The 25,364-nt window shown below is 37.8% G+C and carries 22 protein-coding genes; 7 read left to right on the top strand and 15 right to left on the bottom strand.

The features are described from left to right. Positions 1–34: 34 nt before the first annotated feature. A complete protein-coding gene (locus SAGCYANO_RS20095; protein WP_202221686.1) occupies positions 35–202 on the top strand; it encodes a hypothetical protein in 168 nt (55 codons plus the stop codon). A 377-nt stretch (positions 203–579) separates the two neighbouring features. Here the strand turns inward: SAGCYANO_RS20095 and SAGCYANO_RS20100 are convergent, their stop codons facing one another. Next, positions 580–1,767, bottom strand: a complete 1,188-nt coding sequence (locus tag SAGCYANO_RS20100; protein ID WP_202221783.1) for a cysteine desulfurase family protein — start codon at positions 1,765–1,767, stop codon at positions 580–582. Between the two features lie 632 nt (positions 1,768–2,399). Beyond that, positions 2,400–2,798: a hypothetical protein gene (locus tag SAGCYANO_RS20105; protein WP_202221687.1), complete on the bottom strand. Its 399-nt coding sequence runs from the start codon at positions 2,796–2,798 to the stop codon at positions 2,400–2,402. A 417-nt stretch (positions 2,799–3,215) separates the two neighbouring features. Between SAGCYANO_RS20105 and SAGCYANO_RS20110 the strand changes: the two genes are divergently transcribed. Next, positions 3,216–4,802 (top strand): DUF655 domain-containing protein, encoded by a 1,587-nt coding sequence (locus tag SAGCYANO_RS20110; protein WP_237396423.1) that lies wholly within the window; start codon positions 3,216–3,218, stop codon positions 4,800–4,802. 1,508 nt (positions 4,803–6,310) lie between these two features. Here SAGCYANO_RS20110 and SAGCYANO_RS20115 read toward each other — a convergent pair. Both SAGCYANO_RS20115 and SAGCYANO_RS20120 read right to left on the bottom strand, forming a co-directional pair. Beyond that, positions 6,311–9,976: a calcium-binding protein gene (locus tag SAGCYANO_RS20115; RefSeq protein WP_202221688.1), complete on the bottom strand. Its 3,666-nt coding sequence runs from the start codon at positions 9,974–9,976 to the stop codon at positions 6,311–6,313. A gap of 296 nt (positions 9,977–10,272) precedes the next feature. After that, positions 10,273–11,334 (bottom strand): TIGR03032 family protein, encoded by a 1,062-nt coding sequence (locus SAGCYANO_RS20120; protein WP_202221689.1) that lies wholly within the window; start codon positions 11,332–11,334, stop codon positions 10,273–10,275. A gap of 20 nt (positions 11,335–11,354) precedes the next feature. On the opposite strand from SAGCYANO_RS20120, the gene SAGCYANO_RS20125 reads away from it, so the two are divergent. Further along, the gene (locus SAGCYANO_RS20125; RefSeq protein ID WP_202221690.1) at positions 11,355–11,801 is read left to right on the top strand and encodes an NADAR family protein; all 447 of its coding nucleotides are present in this window, start codon (positions 11,355–11,357) and stop codon (positions 11,799–11,801) included. Positions 11,802–12,044: 243 nt separating this feature from the next. Here the strand turns inward: SAGCYANO_RS20125 and SAGCYANO_RS45060 are convergent, their stop codons facing one another. The 10 genes from SAGCYANO_RS45060 to SAGCYANO_RS20170 all read right to left on the bottom strand — a co-directional run bounded on the left by SAGCYANO_RS45060 (position 12,045) and on the right by SAGCYANO_RS20170 (position 22,476). Next, on the bottom strand, positions 12,045–12,905 hold the full coding sequence (locus SAGCYANO_RS45060) for a transposase (protein WP_307785943.1): 861 nt from the start codon (positions 12,903–12,905) through the stop codon (positions 12,045–12,047). Between the two features lie 25 nt (positions 12,906–12,930). Continuing rightward, the gene (locus tag SAGCYANO_RS45065; protein ID WP_237396402.1) at positions 12,931–13,314 is read right to left on the bottom strand and encodes a helix-turn-helix domain-containing protein; all 384 of its coding nucleotides are present in this window, start codon (positions 13,312–13,314) and stop codon (positions 12,931–12,933) included. A 235-nt stretch (positions 13,315–13,549) separates the two neighbouring features. Further along, complete coding sequence (locus tag SAGCYANO_RS20135) at positions 13,550–15,034, bottom strand: DEAD/DEAH box helicase (RefSeq protein WP_202221691.1); 1,485 nt, start codon at positions 15,032–15,034, stop codon at positions 13,550–13,552. Between the two features lie 571 nt (positions 15,035–15,605). Then, entirely contained in the window at positions 15,606–16,835 is a 1,230-nt protein-coding gene (locus SAGCYANO_RS20140; protein WP_202221692.1) for an RNA-guided endonuclease TnpB family protein, read from the bottom strand. Between the two features lie 923 nt (positions 16,836–17,758). Continuing rightward, the gene (gene rimO / locus SAGCYANO_RS20145; RefSeq protein ID WP_202221693.1) at positions 17,759–19,090 is read right to left on the bottom strand and encodes a 30S ribosomal protein S12 methylthiotransferase RimO; all 1,332 of its coding nucleotides are present in this window, start codon (positions 19,088–19,090) and stop codon (positions 17,759–17,761) included. A 752-nt stretch (positions 19,091–19,842) separates the two neighbouring features. Further along, positions 19,843–20,838: an OmpA family protein gene (locus tag SAGCYANO_RS20150; RefSeq protein ID WP_202221694.1), complete on the bottom strand. Its 996-nt coding sequence runs from the start codon at positions 20,836–20,838 to the stop codon at positions 19,843–19,845. A 277-nt stretch (positions 20,839–21,115) separates the two neighbouring features. Continuing rightward, on the bottom strand, positions 21,116–21,256 hold the full coding sequence (locus SAGCYANO_RS20155; RefSeq protein WP_202221695.1) for a hypothetical protein: 141 nt from the start codon (positions 21,254–21,256) through the stop codon (positions 21,116–21,118). Between the two features lie 56 nt (positions 21,257–21,312). Beyond that, a complete protein-coding gene (locus SAGCYANO_RS20160; protein WP_202221696.1) occupies positions 21,313–21,615 on the bottom strand; it encodes a hypothetical protein in 303 nt (100 codons plus the stop codon). Positions 21,616–22,007: 392 nt separating this feature from the next. Continuing rightward, positions 22,008–22,226, bottom strand: a complete 219-nt coding sequence (locus SAGCYANO_RS50515) for a type II toxin-antitoxin system PemK/MazF family toxin (protein WP_202221785.1) — start codon at positions 22,224–22,226, stop codon at positions 22,008–22,010. Positions 22,227–22,242: 16 nt separating this feature from the next. Beyond that, a complete protein-coding gene (locus SAGCYANO_RS20170) occupies positions 22,243–22,476 on the bottom strand; it encodes a hypothetical protein (protein ID WP_202221697.1) in 234 nt (77 codons plus the stop codon). Positions 22,477–22,584: 108 nt separating this feature from the next. Between SAGCYANO_RS20170 and SAGCYANO_RS20175 the strand changes: the two genes are divergently transcribed. The 4 genes from SAGCYANO_RS20175 (at position 22,585) to SAGCYANO_RS20190 (ending at position 24,334) form a co-directional block, all read left to right on the top strand. Then, positions 22,585–22,983, top strand: coding sequence for a hypothetical protein (locus tag SAGCYANO_RS20175; RefSeq protein WP_202221698.1), 399 nt, complete (start codon positions 22,585–22,587; stop codon positions 22,981–22,983). 105 nt (positions 22,984–23,088) lie between these two features. Next, positions 23,089–23,424, top strand: coding sequence for a hypothetical protein (locus SAGCYANO_RS20180; RefSeq protein WP_202221699.1), 336 nt, complete (start codon positions 23,089–23,091; stop codon positions 23,422–23,424). A 131-nt stretch (positions 23,425–23,555) separates the two neighbouring features. Further along, positions 23,556–23,843: a hypothetical protein gene (locus SAGCYANO_RS20185; protein WP_202221700.1), complete on the top strand. Its 288-nt coding sequence runs from the start codon at positions 23,556–23,558 to the stop codon at positions 23,841–23,843. A 74-nt stretch (positions 23,844–23,917) separates the two neighbouring features. Beyond that, on the top strand, positions 23,918–24,334 hold the full coding sequence (locus SAGCYANO_RS20190) for a hypothetical protein (protein ID WP_237396404.1): 417 nt from the start codon (positions 23,918–23,920) through the stop codon (positions 24,332–24,334). 549 nt (positions 24,335–24,883) lie between these two features. Here SAGCYANO_RS20190 and SAGCYANO_RS20195 read toward each other — a convergent pair. Continuing rightward, positions 24,884–25,165: a hypothetical protein gene (locus SAGCYANO_RS20195; RefSeq protein WP_202221702.1), complete on the bottom strand. Its 282-nt coding sequence runs from the start codon at positions 25,163–25,165 to the stop codon at positions 24,884–24,886. Positions 25,166–25,364 lie beyond the last annotated feature (199 nt).

Genomic DNA, 25,364 nt, shown 5'->3' on the forward strand with positions numbered 1-25,364 from the left:
AATTCTCAGATTATGACTTATTGGTATATTTTCTTTGTTAATCTTAGTTCAAATTGAAAATTATCATGCAAATTATATAATATTTTTAGACTTGTTTAATAAGGAAGAAGGAAGAAGGAAAAAGGAAGAAGAAAGGAGGAAAAAGGAAGGAGGAAAAAGTGAATGGCGACTCAAAACCCAAGGAATTATAAACACCCTGTAGACGGCAGGGTATTAAACCCAAAAATAAAAAGATAATTACTACTTTTTTTGACTAATGTTCTCGATCTTAAGTAATAGTATTTTGTTAACATTAATACTAAGTTTCAAAATAACAAAAGTTATGAAAAACTAAATACTCCTATTGAACAAATCATATTGGGAATAATTAATATAGTTTCAATTTGTACTACTTTTACTTTTAAGAAAGCGATCGCAATATACATATCCTAATTTATTACATACTATATTTATTTTTAATTTGCCGAATAATTAAGTTTTAAAGCCTCTCCTTTAAAGGAGAAACAAGAAAAATTTTTCCTTTGAGTCAATCCTCTTCTTTTCAAGGAGAGGTAATAATTAATTATTAATTATTAATTATTAATTATTGACAATAGCTAGTGTCCTCGGCATTAGTCTTTCCAAAATTTGTTTCAGTACCATTGCTGTCCAATCAATATCTGCTTCCGTCGTTTCTCGTCCTAATGTTAAACGAATACCTCTAGTTGCAGGCTCTTCTGTATACCCCATTGCGAGTAATATTGGACTTGGAGTTACCTTTCCACTATGACAAGCTGAACCAGCACTAATACCAATTCCAGCCAGGTTTAACTGTCGCACCAAAGTTTTTCCTGTAATTTTATCTTCCCTTTCCCCTATTTCAACTTCTGGGGGAACAATACAAAAACTAACATGATGAGGTAGTCTATGCCATCGATCTCCAGTAGAAATTACATAAGGAGTTTGTGCCATCTGTTCAAATAAGCGATCGCGCAATCTGATTAACCTTAATGTTTCTGTCGTCATTTCCTCATCTGCTAATTCTGCTGCCACTCCAAAACCAGCGATCGCTGCTACGGCCTGAGTACCAGAACGTAATTTCAATTCCTGGCCACCACCAGTCAATATTGGTACTAGCTCTACACCTTCTCTGATATAAAGCGCCCCCACACCTTGAGGACCATAAATTTTATGACTTGATAAAGATAATAAATCTACTGGCAGTTTTTGCACATCTATTGGTAAACGTCCCACTACCTGAACGGCATCAGTATGAAACAAAACCCCATGAGAACGACAAATATTACCTAATTCCTCAATAGGTTGGAGAGTGCCAACTTCACTTTGACCATAAATTATTGATACTAAAACTGTATTTGGTTGTAATGCTGCTTGTAGTTTTTCCGGATCTACTCTTCCTTGTCGATCCACAGGTAATCTTGTCACTTGCCAACCCCAATTTTCTAACATTCTTGCTGGTTGTGAAATTGCAGAATGTTCTACACTAGAAATAATGATATGTTGGGGTTTTTTATAGCAATTTGCCACGCCCATGATTGCCATATTATCAGCTTCAGTCCCTCCAGAAGTAAAAATAATTGACTCTGGCACTGTATGGATCAGATTAGCCACTTTTATTCTTGCCCTCTCGACTAATGTTGCCGACCTCTGGCCCCATGTATGTAAGCTAGATGGATTACCCCATTGTTGGGTAAAAGCTTGTTGCATAGCAGCGATCGCTTCTGGCCTTGTTGGTGTTGTGGCACTATAGTCTAGATAAATTTGCATCATGTCTATCCGTTTTTATCATTAACTTCTACAATATAATCAAAATATTGCCACAAAAGTTTTGACATAAAAAAGTGAAAAAGTAGTTCAACAATTAATAATTAATAATTAATAATTAATAATTAAATAATTCACGCCTTGAAGCCGACCCTTTTAAGGGAAAAAAAAGCGGTCGATATTCGGAGCTTCCCGGAGGCTGGGATGTTGAGGAAACCTCGCCATATCCAATCGACTAAGAGAAGAAATCAGATTTACTTATATTCAATTCCGTAACGGTTTTAACCTTATTGTAATTATCAATTAATGAACTCTCCTTGAAAACGGATAGGATTTACGCAAAAGGGAAAATTAATTCATTGTTTCTCCTTAAAATGAGAGGAATTTCACCTTAATTATTTGGTAAAAATTGTTTAATTCCCTGGGCAATATTACCCGATATATCTACTCTATAAATTCCCAGATATTTTTTACATAATTCTAATAGGACTGCTATGTATCTGAATTCTTTTTAATGTGGCTATTGTGACTCATATATTTCTATACTAAAAATTTTCCTGTCTCGTCAATCCTAATCAGTTTTCAAGGATAGGTAATTATTAATTATTAATTATTAATTATTAATTAATAAATAGCTACTTAGGTTTACAAACATTATAATCTTCATGTGACATAACTTTCTGTGGTATAACAAAACTCCCATAATCTTGACAAATCATTCTATAGTTGCGAGTAACAGGTATACTTACTATGAAACGATTATGACGCAGCCGTTTACCTCCAAATTCTCGATAGCTTTGATTATCATTTAATGCAGAAATAATTGACCTGGCTTTAACCACTACATAATCTGGTAATCCTCTCAAGTCTATCAAATCGCCATCGAAAGAGGCTTCCCATTCTAACTTTTTTTCTCGCTTTTCCGCTATTTCTTCGTCAACTCTTTGCTTTGCCATCTCCTGTTGTTCACAGCGATGGCATTTTCTCCCATATCCTTTATGGCCACACGGAAAAGTCCTTTTTCTTTTCGGCATAAAAACAGCAAAGTTAGCTTTTACCAAGTTCTCTCAGTTTTGGTCATCGTTAAATATTTTTTTCCAGACCTGATTGAAAAATCCACAAACTATTTATTAAACTTTAGTAGCGCTATAGTCCACTCTCAATTTAATATTATCGGCCATTATGACACAATATTCAACATCAATATTTTTTAAGATTCAAATAGAAGCAACAAAAATGTTTAAGATTCAGGCCACTGTATAAGTATTATAAAGTCAGTGTAGTTCTTTGTGCTTCTTTTCCTCCAAGTCTTGTCACAAATAGAAAGTAAAAAACCTACCCTTGTGAGCTATCCTACTCTAACTAATAGCCTATTTAGGCCATTGGCTTTCCTCAAATCAGTGCTATTTTTTTCTACTCAACTGCGCTTTGTTTCTGTTTTACTACTGAGCCTGATTCTCACTGGTTATCTTAATATAGATCGGCAGTCGGTTGCTCAACTTCCCCAGTTACCACAAGACCCCTTAATTGAAGTTTATTTTAATCAGTCCCAAGCTTCAACCTATACTGAGTCTACTCGCCAGCAAACAAGGTCAGGAGATAATCTTGAAGAAATAATCGTTGGTACTATTGCTAATGCTACTTCTAGTGTAGATGTGGCGGTTCAAGAGTTACGTTTACCTGGTATTGCTCAAGCTTTGGTCGAACGTCATCAAGCAGGTATAGAGGTACGAATAATTATTGAGAATAACTACAATCGTTCTTGGGGGAGCCTAACTGAATTTGAAGTAACTCAACTGTCTGAACGGGAACAGGAACGCTACAGAGAATTTTTTCATATAGCTGACTATAACATGGATGGTTATCTTAGTCAAGATGAAATTAATAGCAGTGATGCTCTGATTATGTTAACTAATGCAGGGGTTCCCTTGATTGATGATACTGCTGATGGTTCTAGGGGTAGTGGTCTCATGCACCACAAATTTGTAGTTGTGGACGGTAAAACTATTATTGTTACTTCAGCTAATTTTACTAATAGCGGTATTCATGGAGATTTTTTTGAATCTATGAGTAGAGGAAATACTAATAATCTTTTAAAAATAGAAAGTTCTGAATTAGCTGAACTATTCACAGAGGAATTTAATCTCCTATGGGGAGACGGACCTGGTGGAAAACACGATAGTAAATTTGGCGTGCAAAAACCATTTAGACCTGTCAGACAAATATTTATTGGAGATACAAAAGTGGCAGTAAAGTTTTCTCCTATTTCTAATACTAAATCTTGGCAGCAAAGTACTAATGGTTTAATTAATCAAACATTAGAATTAGCACAAAAATCTATTGATTTATCCCTCTTTGTATTTTCATCACAACAATTAGTTAATACCCTAGAAAATCAATCTCAAAAAGGAGTATTAATTCAAGGTTTAATAGATCCGAGTTTTGCTTATCGTTATTATAGTGAAGGATTAGATATGATGGGTATTGCTTTGGCTAATAAATGCAAATATGAAGCAAATAATCGGACTTGGGAAAAACCAATTTTTACAGTAGGAGTACCAAATTTACCCCCTGGCGATCGCCTGCATCACAAATTCGGAATTATTGATAATTCGATTGTCATAACTGGTTCTCACAATTGGACTGAAACAGCTAATAAAAACAATGATGAAACTTTATTGATAATTGAAAATTCTACAGTAGCAGCTCATTTTGACCGTGAATTTCAAAGACTTTATCAAACAGCTACTCTGGGTATACCATCCTGGTTGATTAAAAAAGTAGAGAAACAACAAAAAGAATGTGGCGAGCTATTAACAGAAACTGAAAAACCTACAATAGATACTAACACTAAAATTAATCTCAATACAGCTACTGCTAAAGAATTGGAAACACTACCTGGTGTTGGACCTAAATTAGCAGAGCGGATTATTCAAGCTAGACAAAATAAACCTTTTACATCTTTAGACGACCTAGACCAGGTGCCTGGAATTGGACCTAAAATATTAGAGAAGTTAAGCGATCGAGTAACCTGGTAGGTTCAATAATTAATAATTAATAATTAATAATTAATAATTAGGGCTGACTGATCTAATCTCAAAGTACTGGTAAATAAAAGAATAATTATTCCTCCTACTTTCCCTGTCTTCCCAAACTTCCACACTTCCCAACCCCCCCACACTTTGTTTTTTTCAGCAAACCCTACATAGATTTTGGCCAATGAGGTGTAAAAGTAGAAAAGTTTCACACCACCTGTCCTCGTGACTACTTGCTGTTATAACAATTTGAAAAAAGAATGTTACAAATAGTTTCAAACTTTAGATGTCGAATAATTTGCTGAAATTAGTGAAGCATCAAAGTTTTGAGCTATAAAATCATAATGCATGACTTTTGACTTTTGAATTCCGTGAAACGGTATTAACCTGCTTCATAAAACTGATACAAAGCCTCACATAACGTGACAAATTGATAGCGTAGCTCCGACCTAGGAGGCTGTTTACTTCCTGCTGTAGGGACGTTGCATGCAACGTCCCTACCGTAGGCGGTTACTCATCCACAGGCATTGACGGGTCTTGCCCAACCGAATCTCTACACTCTATACTTATATCATCAGGACTTACGCAAATTCTTAGACAATACGCTATCGGTAGGGGGCGTTTTGCTCCGCAACATATAAAGCGGAGCTTTGCGGAACGCAAATGCCATTCGCCCCTACTAAATATGGCAGTTCTGCGTAAGTTCTGATCATGTTCGGTTGAATACTTATAAATAATACCAATTTGATAAGTGTTTGTTACAAATAGTAGAAGTAAGAAAGAAGGAAGAAGGAAGAAGGAAGAAGAAATAAATATTGAAAAAAAGGTAAAAACGATATAAATAACTATCTAAAATCCACGATAATTACTATTTTTAAGCATATCTGATAGAGTGGCACTTTTCATAGCATTCTTTTTTCAAATTGGTATAACTTAGCGAGGAGTCAGGAGTCAACCCACCCCTAACCCCTCCGGTGGAGGGGAAGAAAGGAGAAAAATCAAGATAATTTCAGTATTTCAAGATAATTTCAGTATTTATTCAGTACTGTCAGTTCTGAAATTTTATTTATAACTGACCCGTCCGTTAGCGTAGCTCCCCCGGAGGGGGAACATGATATTACATTTAAGTCTTTGTCAATTAACATAACTAAAAAAGTCCTCAAACCCTTACTACGCCCTTCCTAGTAGGGAGCGGGATTTCTTCTGATATAGAATCCGGTTATATAGTATATGTTGATAATTCTATAATTACTTCAATATTTAATCTCCCCTACTCCCCCACTCCCCCACTCCCCTCTTCCCCTCCACGGTCGGGGTTAGGGGTGGGTCCCCCACTCCCAACTATACAATAACTATTCAACCGGATTCTATATGAGGTCTATGTCTATATAGATAGACTGCCAGAAATGCGAATAGCAGCGATTAGTGCAGAAGATACAAATTTCACCCTCGTTACTACTTGCGTGTGAGAACTAGGGTATTATATCGCGCTCCCTATCGCAAATTGTTAACTAAGTCGAAACTCTCAAGACAAAATCTTCTACCTCCAACACTGGAGTATTTGTCAATGTGGCAAACTGACCTCCACTACCCAAACCTGTCTCACTGCCATTTGGATTATAGAATAAATTACCATTGTTACTATTATAGGTAATGATTGCATCCGAGGTTTCTGCTGCTTGGTCACTTGTGACTACTGCAAATTCCTCAGCTACACTAAACCCTACTCCTAGTTCGCTGGTAATGGCTGTGAATGTACTTTTGTCCAGCAGAATTATATCTTGTTGTGGCACAAAGTCGGTGATTAGATCCAAACCTTCGTCAACAGCTAATTCAAAAATATCAGCATCATCACCACCAGTCAGGGTATCTATTCCTTGACCTCCAATTAAGGTGTCGCTACCTAGATCGCCTGATATTAAATCGTTACCAAAACCCCCATCTACTAGATCGTCATCTTTGCCACCAAAAATTGTGTCGTCACCTTCCTGACCAAAAACAGAGTCACTCTCTCTGTCTCCCCTCAGTAAATCTTCGCCTATGTTGCCAAAAACTAAATCGTTATCTTTACCACCAAAAATTGTGTCGTTACCTGCATCTCCGTTGATAGTATCTAGGTCTTCATTGCCAAATAAAACATCGTTATCATCTAAACCATTAATTACATCGTTACCACTCAAGCCAAAAATGCTATCTTGTGTACTTGTGCCATTGAGAATATCGCTTGACTCAGTGCCAATGATTTCTTGTGTAGGTGGCAATTCCACAGCACCAACCCCTTCTGTTTCATACAGGGCGACTTTGTCGTCAAGTTCTGAAGCACTGAGAACATCCACATCCCCATCACCATCCACATCTGCTGCAAATACTGATTGGGCACTATTAGCATTAGTAGAAATAGTCTGCTCTGTGAAGTTATTGCTGCCATCGTTGAGGTACAGGGCTATTTTATCGTCACCAGCTGAAGCACTAAGAACATCTACATCCCCATCACCATCCACATCCGCTGCAAATACTGAACGGGCATCATCAGCGTTGGTAGAAATAGTCTGTTCTGTGAAGTTATTGCTGCCATCGTTGAGGTACAGGGCGATTTTGTCGTCAATGCCTGAAGCACTGAGAACATCTACATCTCCATCACCATCCACATCTGCTGCAAATACTGAACGGGCATCATCAGCGTTGGTAGAAATAGTCTGTTCTGTGAAGTTATTGCTGCCATCGTTGAGGTACAGGGCGATTTTGTCGTCAAAGCCTGAAGCACTGAGAACATCCACATCTCCATCACCATCCACATCTGCTGCAAATACTGAACGGGCAAAATCAGCATTAGTAGAAATGGTCTGTTCTGTAAAGTTATTGCTGCCATCATTGAGGTACAGGGCGATTTTGTCATCAAATAAGGAAGCACTGAGAACATCCACATCCCCATCACCATCCACATCTGCTGCAAATACTGAACGGGCACCATCAGCATTAGTAGAAATAGTCTGTTCTGTAAAGTTATTGCTGCCATCATTGAGGTACAGGGCAATTTTGTCGTCCAATAATGAAGCACTGAGAACATCCACATCCCCATCACCATCCACATCTGCTGCAAATACTGATATGGGACTATTGGCATTAGTAGAAATAGTCTGTTCTGTAAAGTTATTGCTGCCATCATTGAGGTACAGGGCGATTTTGTTGTCAAAGGCTGAAGCACTGACAACATCTATATCCCCATCACCATCTACATCTGCTGCAAATACTGAATAGGCAGCATCAGCACTGGTAGAAATGATTTTCTCATTTGCCCCCACTGCTTTAGGTACGGGGTTAGTATTATCCGTAATTGTCACAGTTGCCGTCTCATCCCCTGGAGTCACACTAACATTATACTGTTGGGGCGCTCCTATAGGTTCTTCTATGAGGTTAAGGGTGACTGTTTCTGCTGCATCGACCACAACATCGTCCCTGGGGACTATTTCTAGGTTAACGCTGGTTTGGCCATCAGGAATTACAACGCTGCCTGTTTCTCCATCAAAAGTTACTGTGGAAACTGTGTTATCTACGGTTTGAACCCCTTTAATGTCGTAATCAATATTTTGGGTAGCAGTACCAGAGATGGTGAAGAATACTGTAATATCTCCTGCTGTTTCTGTACCTCTGTCTATGGTGAAAATGCCTGGGGTGGCTTCCGCTTCTGCTGCAGGAGTTCCTGTGGCAGTGATACTGACTAAGGAGACAGGGACTGTTTCGTACAGGGCGATTTTGTCGTCATACAAGGAAGCACTGAGAATATCTACATCCCCATCACCATCCACATCCGCTGCAAATACTGAATAGACACCATCAGCATTAGTAGAAATAGTCTGTTCTGTGAAGTTATTGCTGCCATCGTTGAGGTACAGAACTATTTTGTTGTCAAAAGCTGAAGCACTAAGAATATCTACATCCCCATCACCATCCACATCTGCTGCAAATAGTGGAAAAGCAACATTAGTATTAGTAGAAATTGTCTGTTCTGTGAAGTTATTGCTGCCATCGTTGAGGTACAGGGCGATTTTGTCGTCAGCAGCTGAAGCACTAAGAATATCTACATCCCCATCACCGTCTACATCTGCTGCAAATACTGATTGGGCAAAATCAGCATTAGTAGAAATGGTCTGCTCTGTGAAGTTATTGCTGCCATCGTTGAGGTACAGAGCTATTTTGTCGTCATACAAGGAAGCACTCAGAACATCCACATCCCCATCACCATCCACATCCGCTGCAAATACTGAACGGGCACCATTAGCATTAGTAGAAATTGTCTGTTCTGTGAAGTTATTGCTGCCATCGTTGAGGTACAGAGCTATTTTGTCATCACCAGCTGAAGCACTGAGAATATCCACATCTCCATCACCATCCACATCTGCTGCAAATACTGAACGGGCACCATCAGCGTTGGTAGAAATAGTCTGTTCTGTGAAGTTATTGCTGCCATCGTTGAGGTACAGAGCTATTTTGTCGTCATACAAGGAAGCACTCAGAACATCCACATCCCCATCACCATCCACATCCGCTGCAAATACTGAACGGGCACCATCAGCATTAGTAGAAATAGTCTGTTCTGTGAAGTTATTGCTGCCATCGTTGAGGTACAGAGCTATTTTGTCGTCATACAAGGAAGCACTCAGAACATCCCCATCCCCATCACCATCCACATCCGCTACAAATACTGAACGGGGACTATCAGCATTGGTAGAGATGATTTCCTCATTTTTCCCCACTGCTTTAGATGCGGGGTTAGTATTATCTGTAATTGTCACAGTTGCCGTCTCATCCCCTGGAGTAGGACTTATATCATACTGTTCGGGCACTCCTGTGGGTTCTTCTATGAGGGTGAGGGTGACTGTTTCTGCGGCATCGACAACAATATCGTCCCTGGGGATTATTTCTAGGTTGACACTGGTTTGGCCATTAGGAATCACAACGCTGCCTGTTTCTCCGTTAAATGTAACGGTGGCAACTGTGCCATCTATCGTCTGCGCTCCTTGAATGTCGTAGTCGATGTTTTGTTGAGCAGTGCCTGAGATGGTGAAGAATACTGTAATATCTCCTGCTGTTTCTGTATCTCTGTCTATGGTAAAAGTTGCTGCTACTGCACCAGCTTCATTAGGGGTTCCGGTTTCAGTGATTTTAACAGTGGACATAGGCTTTTATAACATTCTATTTTCAAACAAACTGGGATTTCACCTACTTATTCTACTAAAGCAAGTTTAGCCATACCACAAATTAAGTCAACTACAACACATTATGTATCAAGCTTTTCTCTATTAAGATATGTGGTCTATAGTTATCGGATTTAGTATCGTATGATCATCCTAATGAATATTCTCATCAGTAGACTGCAGAGCATTTTTGGTAATTTTAACAGTGGATATCAGCTTTTATGTTTTTTCGTTTTTCAAAAAAATCGAATTTCACCTAACACAAATTAAAGGAGAGATTAAACCTCCAGACTTAGATCGCGGGTCGCCACTCGCCTCAACTCATCCTGTTGTTGCAAACCAATACAACCGGGATATTTGACTCCAGGCAAAACTGCCACATCGTACAACTCAACAATAATTCCTTCTACCCGCAACCAATGAACAATATCCCCAGTCTGCAAATCAATAATTTGTAACCCACAAAAAGCCTCAGCTCCCTTTTCTGTCAACCTTTCTTGAAGAGCTAAACCAGAAAAAGTCTGTTCTCTGGGTTTAGACAAACCCACCACAGCATAATCTTGCCAAAAAGTCAACCCCCGCAAATATCCTCCACAAAAAGCAACAGGTTGAAATTGTCCCGTTTTCAAATCTAAATAGCCAAATTCTCCCATTCCCGAATTTAGCAACCAGAGTTTATCCTGGTAAAAACGAGGAGAATGAGGCATGGAAAGTCCTGTAGCAATAATCTCTTTGCTAGGAACATGGATAACACAACCTCCATCGCGCCGTTTATCCCTCCATCCATCCACCACATCCGACTGCCCGCAAGCCGTAACATAACCAGGTTCCCCGTCAACTATAGCTAACCCATTCAAATGACATCGGTCTTCAGGAGCAAGTTTAGAAATAAAAGGTGGTTTCCATAGAGGAGCAAAACTGTAGCGATCGCTCAAAGTTGCCAAACAGCTAAACAGAGCATTGACAAAAATAATTTTTCCATCATTGTTTTCCCATCCAGCAACCACAATATCGTGGACATCTATTTGGCCAGTCAGCCAACTGCGACGAGGAACATACATTTTGTCATGGTCTTGAAACACTTGACCTTTTTCCACCATATTCTCTAACTGCCAGACCTGGTAGCGAGTGGCCAGAGTTAGGGTATCGGTGGTGCTATAAAGTCCCATGGGGCGATCGAAAGTCCGCATAGTAGCAGATAAACTACCGTCAGGTTTAATGCCGATGAAAAATAGTCGATTAGATTGATAAGTAGTAAATGCTAAACTAACTTTCTCAGTATTCAACCATTGAATAAACTGTTGAGAACTTAGAATTTCAAATGATGATGTTTTTGACATTAGAGAAAGTTAGAGAAATTATGGCAATTTCATTTTATAGCACTCTCAGCAGATACGGTTGTTTTTCCAATTGTTCTGCTCATGGTTTTGAATTAGATGGTTATTGGTGGCCAACCAGCGAACATTATTTTCAAGCTCAAAAATTTCCAGGTATGCCTGATGCTGATGAAATTCGTTTAGCAGCAACACCAGGGGAAGCAGCAAATCTGGGAGGCGATCGCAACCGCCCATTACGTTCAGATTGGGAAGAGGTAAAATATGATATTATGCAAAAGGCAGTATTCAACAAATTTGCTGCTAATTCTGAGATTCGGGAAATATTACTGTCTACTAGCAATGAAGAAATTGTTTATAGGTCTCCCGTAGATTTATATTGGGGTCAAAGAAAAGATGGTAGTGGGGAAAATAAATTAGGCAAAATTTTAATGGCAGTACGAGATATGTTGAGTTCAACAATTAATAATTAATATAGCAGTCCAAGCAAAGGGCACAGACAGTTTAAAAGCTTAAAACTAAAACTAAGACAAAGCAAGACTTTTCTTTCTTCTTTCCTATTCCTTCTTCCTTCCTACTTCTTCCTGAAAAAAATTTAAAGACGTAAGCGATCGCGTCTGTGACTTACCTACACCGACGCATCTGCTTTCTGTGTAGGCTTCTGATACCTTTTAAAGACGGTCAGAACTTCCTTAGAAACAGAAGTGGTTTTAGATTTAGCTATAACCACTTTGTTTTGACGGCGGTTTATAGTCACCGAACAAGTCCAGCCCGACTCGTTTCAAATTGATAGCAGCGTTTATATCTCTATCAATTTTTAACTGTAACTCTTCATCGAAATATTCTCTGATACTGCAATCTGTAAACACTATTTCATCTCTATAAGAAAGTAGTTGAGATGTATAATTTGGTTTGCATTCTATCACTCTAGCGTTAGCTTTTTCGGCTACCTGACCCAGTATGTTAAAGAATTGATTAAACGCAGCATCAAGCCAAGATTTATTTAATCCAGACTTGGACAATTGACCATTAGGCAAATACTTTCCATCTTCATCTTGTTTTGCTCTAATTCTGCGAGTTAATCCTGTGAGATTTAATTTCTCATGGAAAAATACTTTTTTACCTGTTTTAATTAATTTGTAAGCTGTTTTGTACTGGAAATCTTTACGACTTCTGGCTATTTTTTGATGGATTTTACTTTCGCGTTTTGCTAGTTTTCGTCTAGCTTTACTGCCATGTTTACGTTTGTTCTTGCGTTGGGATACTTTAGCTAGTTTTTCTTGATTTGTTCTTAAAGGTTTCACAGAAGGTAATTTGTTCCCTTCTGATGTAGCTAGATAAATATCTTTGTCTAGGACGGAATCTAAACCTATTGAGTTTTCCCATGTAGGTTGAATCTTGTCAGTTTTAAACTCAGGGATTGACTTATCCTCTAAGCTTAAATTTATCCACCAACCATCAGTTTTTTTGGTTAATGAAATTTGTTTAATTTTGGCTAGCTCTGGTATTGCTCTATGAGTTCTGACTTTTATTAAACCTGTTTTAGGAATTGAAATATATAACCATTTACTATTAATTGATGAAAATTTTAACCAAGAATCATCAGCACTCTTGAAAGTTCAATGAACGATATCTAGATTGATTTTTAAATCTCGGTTTACCACTTCGTTTGCCATTATGATCGCCTACTACAAACCTAGAAAATGTTGCTTCTACTTTTTTACAAACATCTTGCAAAACTGTTGAATAAACTTGGGAAAAATCCAGATGCTCGCCTGAGTGTTTGACCTCTACTATAGTCTTTTTCAGTTCTGGTAATTGCTTCTTCTGGTTATAGTAATTTGGTTTGTCTTTTAATTCAGGTAAATGACAAATTAGAGGACAAGCATTTATAGGACATCTGCTTTGCTCCCACCAGTTAAAACGTTCTCCTAGCATTCTGTTGTACCAATACCGACAAATTCTGAGCCAGTTGTTTAGTATCAACTTCTGGCACGTTTGCTGGATATATACGGTATTGGTAAGTATACTTCATAGTTGAAAAAGTATATAGACTCTCAGGCTACACCCAATAGTTAAGACCGGGGTTCATCCCACGCCGACGTTACCTTTTTCTAGGTCATGCTTCCCTACAGGATGCTACGCAAACGCAAACGGCGTGGGGCTTCAACCGGGAGAAGCTAAAATTACTATTCGACTATTTCAGCCAGAAATAAATAACTTAATTATTGCCTGAAACAGAAGCCTCTTCTACAAGATTGTCACCATTTTTCTTCTGATTTTTAAGAGAAGGTTTTTGATTACGATTCTTAGGTGAACGTGGCTTTGGCTTTGGTTTAGGAGTTTCATAGACAGGAATGTCTTCCTCCTGAGCATAATCAGGCCCCATCCAAGCAGGACGAGTTTCATCATAAGCTATCTGTAAAGCTGCAGCAGCGATCGCATGGGGGTCATACTCTTCACCCAACTGAGCAATTAATGGTAAGAAAGAAGCCATCCGTTCCCCACTCAGAGCATCTCGTACCTTATTCTGTAACTTCTGCAACTGTCGGGCCTCAATTTGAGACCGCTTAGGAATCGAGCGAGTGTCCAAACGTTGACGCAGATGACGTTCTATCAACCGCAACTTCCGCTTATCTAAAGGATTAATCAACGAAATCGCTATACCTTCACGACCTGCACGACCAGTACGACCAATACGGTGAACATAATTTTCCACACTATCAGGTAAATCGTAGTTAATCACATGAGTTAAATGGTCTACATCTAAACCACGAGCTGCAATATCAGTTGCCACTACCCAACGTACTTGTTGATTGCGGAAGCGACTTAGCAACCGTTCCCGTTGGGATTGATTCAAGTTACCATGATATTCATCAACACTATGACCTGCTGACTGCAATTGGTTTGTTAGTTCAGCCGCAGCTTGCCTTGTCCGCACAAATATCAAAGCTGCTTCTGGGTCTTCGAGTTCTAAAACTGGCTGTAAGGCTTTAGCTTTTGGCCAACCACGAGGCACCATGTAAGCAATCTGAGTAATTCGCTTTGGAGTTGTCTTTTGTTGAGCAACTTTGACTGTTACTGGCGATCGCAAATATTTATTCACCAGTTTCTTGATTGAGTGGTCCATGGTAGCAGAGAAGAAAGCTGTTTGATGTTCACTGGGTGCCGCATCCAAAATTCTTTCTACATCCTGAATAAAACCCATACTCAACATTTCGTCAGCTTCGTCTAAAACCATCATTTTCAAATTATCTAGTTTTAAACTATTGCGATTCAGCATATCGATAATTCGTCCTGGCGTTCCTACTACAATCTGAACACCTCTTTGAAGGCGCTGAATCTGACGCTCAATAGATTGACCACCATAAACAGTTAAAACGTGTAATCGATGTTTAGTTGGACCCTTACTATCCAAACCAGCAATTTGACGAATCGCTTCTGTAACTTGCAGCGCTAACTCACGAGTGGGAGTCAAAATCAAAGCTTGAACTGCCTTTGTCTCCAGGTCAATTCTCTCCAATATGGGTAACGAAAACGCTGCGGTTTTACCTGTTCCTGTTTGGGCTTGACCTACAATATCGGTTCCTGACAGCAAATGAGGTATTGCTTGGACTTGAATCGGAGTAGGTTCAGTAAAACCAATTGTTTCCAGATGATTTACACGCTCTTGTGAAATTCCTAAATTTGCAAACGATAAATCCATTAATTCTCCTAAGTAAATTATTTTACATCTGGTTTTGTTACCCAACTTGGAGGCAGATTTATGCTCAACTATAGCTGCTTATCAGCCCTTGCTCACGATAAACCTGTAGTTATTTGGTAGGGCAGTATGCCTTTGCCAATCACAGTTTCTACTAATCCTGATAGCATTAGAGTTAGTAGCTAACATTTCAGTAGTGTCTGTGTGTTCTCAACGGCTAGGTTTTAACCTGAAGATCGACGACAGAATTAAAGGCAAAATGCCTGTTCCTTTTCTCCCTAGTTGGGTATATTGAAGTACCTCTGCTTAGTCTTTGACTTAAACGAAGGCTTCGCGTCCGAGCCACTGATGCCTCCATACAACATAAAGAAGCATTTTGGTTTTACTCAGTGTCTCTGGTTTTTTCAACCTTTATTTCCTCAAAAGGACAATACGCGCAGCCACCCTGCTTCTCAAGGCGGTTGACATCCTCCCGACGCTGACCTGACTGTACAGCGAGGGATTCCCATCCATCAATCAAACAGACTAAGCTGAAGGAATGACTCAGGGCGGGTTGACACATCATTGGAATCTGCTAGCTTGCCAGTCTGACGTTTCCTCCGTGTCCGAAAATAATCGACCGTTGACCCTCGGCGACTTCATTGAAAAGTGATAGCTGTACAGGATTTTTTGCTACTGTTTCTTTGACTATTTCAACCTTGGTTTTCGGTTGAACAACTTCTAAAACATTAACTGCTGCATTAATATCTCTATCATGAAAACTACCACAGTTCAAGCAAGTCCATTCCCTAACATTTAACTCTTTCTTCCCACCTTTAAACCCACAACAACTACATTTTTGAGATGTAGGCTCCCACCTAGAAATAGTCCTAAAGTCTCTACCATATTTCTCGCATTTTGCTTCAGTTAAACTCCTAAATTGTCTCCATCCTAAATCACTAATTGCCTTAGCTAATTTGCGGTTTTTAATCATACCGGAAACATTTAAGTCTTCTAGTACAATTGTGTCGTATTTTTTGGCTAAATCAGTTGATAACTTGTGCAGAAAATTAGTTCTAATATCTTTAATTTTGGCATGAAGTTTACCTATTTTCAGCCTACGTTTTTCACGACGTTTACTGCCTTGTTCAGTTCTGGTAAATTTACGCTGAAATTTAGCTAACTTTTTTAGGTTATTTTTCAGAGGTTTTGGAGCATTAATTTTTTCTCCGTTACTCAAGGTTGCAAAAGTTGAAATACCTAAATCAATACCTATTGAATTACCAGACTTTGGTAAATTTTCTGCACAAGTTTCTACTACAAAACTAGCAAAGTAAGATCCTGCACTATCTTTAATTATAGTAACTGAGCTAGGATTGCTAGCTAATGGTCTTGACCAAATAATTTTAATTTTTCCTACTTTTGGGAGATAGATTTTATCTTGACCAATTTTGTAATTAGCTCCGACAAATCTAACTGCTTGTCTAGACTTTCTACTCTTGAATTTAGGAGGTTTAACTTTAATTCCTTTGCGTTTTCCAGTACAACTATTAAAGAAATTCCTGTAAGCTTGGTCTAAATCTTTGAGAGACTGTTGCAATGGAGTAGATGCTACTTCCTTTAACCAAACTAATTCTCTTTTAGCTTGAGTTATAAATTGCTTAGTTAAATCAACATAACTAGGTTTCTTTTGACCATCAGCATACAGTTGATTACAATATGCTAAACTTTGATTCCAAACAAAACGACAACATCCAAATAATTGATTTAATTTAGTTATTTGGATATGATTAGGATATATGCGATATCTATATCTAGCTTTCAATGTTTTCGACCTATTACTAACGCAATCTTAGTTTTATTATAGCATGGGTTGGCATTCCCATCCCTCCGCTCCCGACGAGGAGAGCGCGGGTATAAATACCAACATTAGATAAAGATATAGAAATTACTACTGTCTCACACATATCAATCTCAGGAATTTTAAGCCCCTGCGATTAAGTCTCTTTTCGTCTCACTCCTAAACCTACGGCTATAGAGAGGAATTTCCTAGAGGGTCTGTTGAGAAAGGTTAGAGCCAATATTTGGCTATCGTTAAGCTGTTGTATATATCAAGTTTCCGTTGGACAAGGGAGGAAAAAATTACCTTTACTTTGAGGTTTTCCATGTCCCCTCCTCTTTACCTAAGTTATCATAGGTATGTTATGATACTTAGCAGCTTACTTTAGGGTAGCTCGTCTTTATCTTCATAATCATTAACATAATAACAAAATACTTAACATTTGCCACATTTATTAAATATTTTCCTTAATTTCACTAATTTTTTTAGATTTTGTACATTTATGTAGAGTTTTTGGGACATTTAACTAAGTCAGAAGTCAGAAGTCAGAAGTCAGAAGTCAGAAGTGATTTTTGTAACGAGGATTTGATCCCCGCTCCAAAAATATTTCGCCTTAAAAGGCGAGGTTGCGCGACCCAATTATTTTGCTCAATTATTACACTCTAATTCGTCAATTCTTTTCTGCTCCTACTCCCTCTCTTGGTGCGCGTTCCCTTGCGTCTGACGCCGACGCGGGGTCGCACCGCTACTGCGTCTTTTGGAGGAGATGTCTAGATGTCTAATAGACATCTGGTAAAAATCAAAAATAAAATCAATTCTTATCCATAAATTATTAATTATTTCTCCCTATTGCCAGATGAGCTGTTGCCAGATGAGCTGTTGCCTGTTGCCTCTTTTGGAGGAGATGTCTAATTGCTCGATTGACTTAAATCTAGATTACCGTACAAGTCGTAAATATCTGCATCTGTAATCATCGCTGGCACAATTGAACCCAAACGGGCTTGACCTTGGAGATAAACAAGTCCATCAACTTCTGGAGAAAACCGCGATGACCTACCAATTAACTCTCCTGTCTGGGGATTTTCCTGTTCAATCAGTACATCAACTACTTGTCCCACTGATTTTTGATTCTGTTTCGCAGATATGGGCTGCTGGACTTGCATAATTTCTTCTCTACGAGTGTCCATCACTGCTTTGGGCAATTGATTAGGCAAACTATAGGCGGGTGTTCCTTCTTCTGGAGAGAAAGTAAATACCCCAACATGGTCGAACTCGTGGCGCTTGACAAATTCTACTAAATGTGTATGATGCTCTTCTGTTTCACCAGGGAAGCCCACTATAAAGGTTGTCCGCAACACGGCATTAGGCATAGATGCTTTTATTTTTTCGATTATATCATCATTAACCCGACCTTGCCAAGGTCTATTCATTGCCCGTAAAATTTGGGGATGAGAATGTTGTAAGGGCAAGTCGAGATAGGATAAAATATTGGGAGTTTCTTGGATGGCGGCTATTACTTTGGGAGTCAAACCTGTAGGATAGGCATAGTGCATTCTAATCCAGGGTATATCAACTTTTCCTAGGGCGCGGAGAAGTTCGGCGAGTTTGGGTTCGCCATAGATATCTACTCCATAGTTAGTGGTTATTTGGGAGATGAGGATGATTTCTTTTACCCCTTGGTCTGCGAGTTGTTGAGCTTCGGTGACAATAGATTCTATGGTGCGCGATCGCTGATTTCCTCGTAGATGAGGAATAATACAAAAAGCACAACGATAATCACAACCTTCTGCTATTCGTACATAAGCAACTCCTTCGGATGTGGTGCGGTAACGTGGGGTTGTTTCATCAGCGATATAGGTTGGTTGGGGGGAGACTTCTGTGACGCGATCGCCTTTTTCTACCCGTTGCATCACATCAACTATTTTATGATAATCACCAGTCCCCACAAGTGCTACTGCTTCTGGCAGTTCTGCAAGTAATTCTTCTTGGAAGTGTTGCGCCATACAACCTGCGATGACTATTTTTTTGTTAGCTTCTGCTAATTCTACTAAAGTACGAACAGATTCTTCTCTAGCATCTTGAATAAAACTACAGGTGTTAACGACTACATAATCTGCTAATTCTTCGTTAGCATCTACTTGATAACCTGCTTGTGCTAGTAAACCTATGATATGTTCGGTATCGATACGGTTTTTTTCGCACCCTAGGTGAGAGAATGAAATGGTAGGTTTTGTAGACATTTATAGTTCAGATTTATTAGTTTTGATTTGGAACAGTCTTTTAATATAGCATATTACCTAGGAGCGGGGGAGTAGGGGAGTAGGGAGCAGGGGAGTAGGGGAGTAGGGGAGTAGGGGAGTAGGGGAGTAGGGAGCAGGGGAGTGGGGGAGATTCTATATAATATTATGTCCGGATAAGAGCGCTATCAAAAAACTTTCTCTTTTTTTCTTGCTTCTTCCTTCTTTCTTCCCTTCTGACTCGTGACTAGGTCATCCTGACTCCTCCGTCGTTTATTTATAACTATTCAATCGGACATGATATAAGGTATAGCAGTCGAAGGAAAGAGCGCGGACAGATCGAGAAGCTCTAAAACTCAAACAACACAATATTTTGGTTGTCCTGGGGAGCGTCATTTCTGTTATCAGTTAGCCTCCTAGCGGAGGAGCTACGCTAACAGTACCTCTGCAATAAGGAGACTTGAGTTCGGGAATATTCTCTTTTTCTATCCTCTTCAAAGGGGAAGCTTTAGACCAGAATTTTTCGATAATGGTGAAGATATATATTGTTGAATTTCTTCCCACACTCCCCACACTTCCTACACTATCTCTAACCACCACCAATATTTTTTCTTCTTCCTTCTTCCTTCTTCCTTCTTCCTTCTTCCTTCTTCCTTCTTCCTTCTTCCTTCTTCCTTCTTCCTTCTTCCTTCTTCCTTCTTCCTTCTTCCTTCTTCCTTTTTCCTTCTTCCTTCTTCCTTCTTCCTTCTTCCTTTTTAATTAGCGGGTGTCAAAATAATTACTGTTCGCTGGTTGATATCAGCAGCAGGATCGCTACCAGGGAGTGGTTGAGAAAATCCCATTCCTTCGCCAACAACCTGATGTGGTAAATTCTGCTGTTTCAAATATTCGACCACTGCATTTGCTCGGTCTTCAGATATTTCTTGATTTAACTGAGCACCACCGACCTGAGATGTATGACCTTCAACTCTAATAGTAACTTTATTCGGATCGTATTGTTTAATTTCTGAGATGAAACTATTTATAGTTTGCTCTGCTTCGGGAGATAATTCAAATGCATCAAATCCAAATTTTACTTGACCTAAAGTTTTGGTTTGACTCAAGTTTTTGCCTTGTGGTTGAGATGTTGTAGATGTGTTAGTAGTAGCAGCAGCAGAAGTTTCGATTTCGGGGGATGATGTAGCAGTTGGTTTTGTAGTTTCGACTCCAGAGGTAGCAGTAATATTAGTAGTAGGTGATACGGTCGGGGATGGAGAAGTAGATACTGAGTTAGTAGTTGTTTCAGTGTCTGTGGTTTCTGTAGTTGTGGTTAGAGACTCTGCTTCAGTGGTTGTTGTATCAGTGGTGATAGGAGTTGGGGACTCTGCTTGAGTAATAGTTGTTTCAGTGTCTGTGGTTTCTGTCGTTGTAGTAAAAGACTCTGTTTCAGTGGTTGTTGCATCAGTTGTGATGGGAGTTGGGGACTCTGCTTGAGTAATAGTTGTTTCAGTGTCTGTGGTTTCTGTCGTTGTGGTTAGAGACTCTGTTTCAGTTGTTGTTGAAATTGTTTCAGTTTCTGTTGTTTGTACTTGAGCAACTTCTGTTTGCTCGTCTACATCTTCAGTTTCAGGTAATTGAACTTCAATAGTAGGTTTTTCAAAAGCTTTAGGACGTGCAAATGCCCAAGCACATATTATCATAAAGCCCATACATCCTGCTAAGATAGTAGGGCTTACAGTTTGTTGTTTATGTGTTTTTTTTTCAGTAGTCATATCTAATAATATAGCTCCAAATTAGGTTGATTTCAAATAATTTCTATTAAACTAATATTATATTGACAGAATCAGCAAGTGAGACAAAATCCCAAATCATTAATCATGGAGATTCTTGTCCTTATTTATAGCAACATTTTATGAGAAAGGCCATAAATCATAAACTCTTTTTTTTCAACTCTTTAGATTCTCAATAAATTGGATTTTAATTAAAAATTAAATATCTTTAAAGAGACGTTCTGGTGGAGCGTCTCTAAGTAATTTGTATTGCTTTTAACTAGCCAACTGTATAAGCGGTACTGAGTCCCCACAAAAGGAGCAAGACTATGGCACCTAAAATCAGAATGGAAGAAATGGCGATCGCGCTGGGAGTATCTGCTCCCTTAAATTTCATTATTCCACGGTCGAGGTCTGACATGATATTTATCTCCTAATTCTACTTTTGATTTTAGCTAAGATTTTCTGGAAATATGTCTATGTTGCTACTATATTTTCTCCCATTTTTGTTTCTGATTCGTCTCTAATTTTAAAATAATAATAAAGATTGGCAATGGTCATATTTGAGGCGGTTTGTAAATTGGATAATCCCAGGGTTTTATAACTTACTTTAACTAAGTATTGACTGATATAAGACTCAAATTGTTTCCTCAATTTTGGTTTTATTAAAAACAATATTTGGTCCTGGAAGGATGGGGGATGAGATTTTTGTTTTAACTCTTCATTATTAACAACTTCATAAGCACCCGAAGCTGTACCTGCTTGAATTACTGGGGTCATTTCAGTTATGAGTTATGAGTTATCAGTTATCAGTACCTCTGACTGTTTGCGCAGCATTCTGTAGGAAAATCAGAGACTTGAAATATTGAACTTTATTTTCTCTTGGTCGATTGGATATGGCGAGGAAACCTCGCCATCCCACCCTACGGGAAGCTCCGCTACGACCGCTTTTTCATCCCCTTAAAAGGGGAGGCTGGAGACCTGATTTTTTGGTCAAGACAAAATTCAATATTTTTACTTCATAAATCATCAAATAAATCAATGAATTAATTGAGATTAAATTAAACTTTTATCATCATTCTATTTATGGCAATAATTACTTGCATTAATCTCTCATCTGGCATTTGACAAGCAAACTCTACTCACCATGTTTTATCGTCGAAAGATTTGACTCAATTTGCTAGTACAACTCCTGAAATTTCTAATCCTTCTGGAATTTTTATTTCAAACATAAATCCTTTGACTTTTGTAGTAATTGGGCAGACTAAAGCTAATCCTACAAGAGGGTTATATCTACTTGATGAAACTACTAAAACAGGACCACTGCCAGTTTGTTCTCTTCCAGATTGAGGATTAAAGTTTATCCAGACAATATCTGCCTTTTTAGGAATATAAAAATCTGAGTTATTAGAATTTCTGACTTACTACTTCTTCTAAACCAATTTCACCATGCAGTTGTTCTGGAGTAATTGCATCTAACTGTTGATTAAACTTTTGAGTTTCTCTCAGCAATGATGGCATTCTCATGGCAACAATTTTAATAATTAGAGTTTCAATTGGTTCTTCTGTTGACTCAGATAGTTCCTCTAATTTTTCATGGAGAGATTCTGATATTTCTAAGGAAAGTTTTTGATTAGGCATTTTTTTCTTTTTTGTAACTTCTACTCAGGCAAAATAACACCATACAACCTATCTACTCAGCTATAATATTAAGATATAAACAAATATCAAATTTTTACGCTGTGTTTTATGTCGGAAAAGAATGACCGTAATCCATTAGATGATATAGAATTTACTCCGGATCTAATTAGGGGTGTAAAAAAAGATGTTTCGGAATCTCATAATTATCCTGGTAATTCTGAACAGGTAGAAACTGATGATAAATCTGAGGAAGTTAATGAAGTTTTGCAGGTTGAAACAGCAGATTATCAGGAGTTATTTCAAGAGATTAGTTTGCTTAGAGAAAAGTTAGAGCAGTTTTCCCAAGGTGTGGAAAGTAGTTACTCTCAGCTTGAGGAAAAAGTTTCTGGGTTATCTAATTTTATGTTGGATTTACAGGAAGAAAGGTTGAATGGAGATGTTGATTTAGAGTCGTTGTTTGGTCGAGTTAAGTCATTAGAAAATTCATTAGACAGTTTACCTGGGTAAATAGAGGAAAGGATTAATAGTACTCTTGATTCACAACAGGAAGTAAAGAAAAAGTTTCAACAATTTGTAGCAGATACAAAACGGGAAATTGAAGAAATTGTTCGGATGGTAGTGGATGTTGAATCTAAACAAGTAGATGCTCATAAATTATCTCAAGATATTAGTTTACTCAGGGAAAAGTTGGAGGATTTTTCTAATGTGGAAAGTAATTCTTCACAACTTCAGGAAAAAGTGGCTGAATTATCATCTAATATATTGGAGTTGCAGGAAGAAAGGTCGAATATAGGTGTTGGTTTAGAGCCGTTATTTCGTCGAGTTAAGTCATTAGAAAATTCTCTACAAAATTTTTCTGGGCAAATAGAGAAAAAATTAATAATAATGTTAATTCGCAACAGCAAGTCAATGAAAATTTCAACCAGTTTGCAGAAGACACGAAGTTAGAAATTCAAATAATTATTCAGAAGTTAGTAGATTTTGAATCTCAACAAGTAAATGCTCAGGAATTATCTCAAGAGATTAGTTTACTGAGGGAAAGGTTAGAGCGGTTTTCCCAAGATGCGGCAGGTGAATATTTGAAACTTCAGGAAGAACTTTCTAAATTATCTTTAGCATTTCAGTTAGAGCAGGAAAAGATAAGTCAAGATGTTTATTTAGATTCGCTGTTTCGTAGAGTTGAGTTATTAGAAAATTCTCTACAAAATATGGAAGTTAAACACTTTCAGCTTCAGGAAAAAGTTCAAAATAATTTGAATCTTTCCCAAGAATGGAGGGAATTTTTTTATATGTCAATTTGGAGCCTTGGTTTAGCAATAATAACTTATGTACTTAATTTATCTATAGATAATTCCAATATTTTTTGATTCTTTTATGCTTAGTTTTAGCATCACCATTTTTATTAACAAGCTTGGTGATTTTTTTATGGAGCTATTTTTCTATGGTTTTGATGTTTGGTCAGCTATTCTATAGTAGTCCTAATTTAGTTTTGAGCAAGGTTGATTATTGGTTATCTAGATATCGTTTTATATTATTTAGATTGATGAGTGAAAAGGTACGTCAACAATTGCATAAGAGTGAATTTTTTACGGAATATGGTTTATTATTTTTTATACTTATTTGTACACTTCCCTTTACGATCCAAGGGCTTAATTTACTCTTTAAATGTCCGGGAAATCAAGAAGGATGGATTTTATGTTTTCTGAACGCAGGATATCAACAATCAGAATTAATGTTTATGATTATATTATTTATTCCAAGTATCACAGTTTCATGGTTTGTGATTTACTGGCTAATACTTCAGTTTATTAAAGTTCTGGGTTTGCTTAAGCAAAATTTTCTTGAAATGCTAAAGTAGGCAGGTAAAAAACATCAAAAAATCCCCAGAAAACAATGATGTAAATTTTCAGCAGATTGCCAATAATAAATATAGAAGTTTGTCACAATTTTACATAACATTTTGTAGGTTTGGTTGAGGAAGGAAACCCAACAGAAAGACCTTTGCACAACGAATCAGTCAATTAACAACAGTGACTCCAATAATTTATGAATTGTTCAAAAGTTGGTTTCTTTAATCACCGTACCTAATTTTTATGGAAAGAGTTATGTATAGCTCCACATTAAGATTAGGAAAAATCTCTATTACTTTTTCAATCAAATTATATTGCCCTGACTAAAAAATGTGCTGCTAGAGAAATTTTTGTTGGGTTGCGCTAAAGCTTAACCCAACCTACAGCTAGAAATAAATTTAGGTGCAAAACTCAACATACATAGCTACCTATTAAGATTAGGAAATCTTTGTATTACCTTTGAAATAAAATTATATTGTCTTTATAAAAATGTATTGTTAGAGAAATTTTTGTTGGGTTGCGCTGGCGCTTAACCCAACCTACGGTATTTTAATTCCCTATAAAAATCTCATATTTTCTAACCGATTAATATCCATAATTTGCTCAACTAAACTTTGCCAATCTCTTTGAATTTTCATCCGATTTGCCATAGTCTTAAACTCCGGCCAAACCTTCTGTCGTACTTGTTCATCATTTAAAAAAATATCCCAATCATCTTTAATATCTTCAGCGTACAATATCCTGTCTATAAATTCAGCCACCATTGCATAAGCTAACTGTTTAGGTTCAGATAGTAATTTGTCTAAATCTGACTTACATAAATTAATTAGCAGTCGCAATTTTATATAACACTTTGTAGGTTGGTTTGAGGAACGTTAGCGGAGCTTATCCGCAGGATAAACCCAACATAAATATCTTTGCACAACTAATCAGGAAATTAACAACCATGACTCAAATAATTTATGATTTGTTCAAAAGTTTTTTTCTTGAATAACCCTACCTAATTGTTATGCAAAGAGTTACAGCATTTTTCAAGTA

This window comes from Okeania sp. KiyG1, assembly GCF_014132355.1.
Taxonomy (GTDB): Bacteria; Cyanobacteriota; Cyanobacteriia; order Cyanobacteriales; family Microcoleaceae; genus Okeania.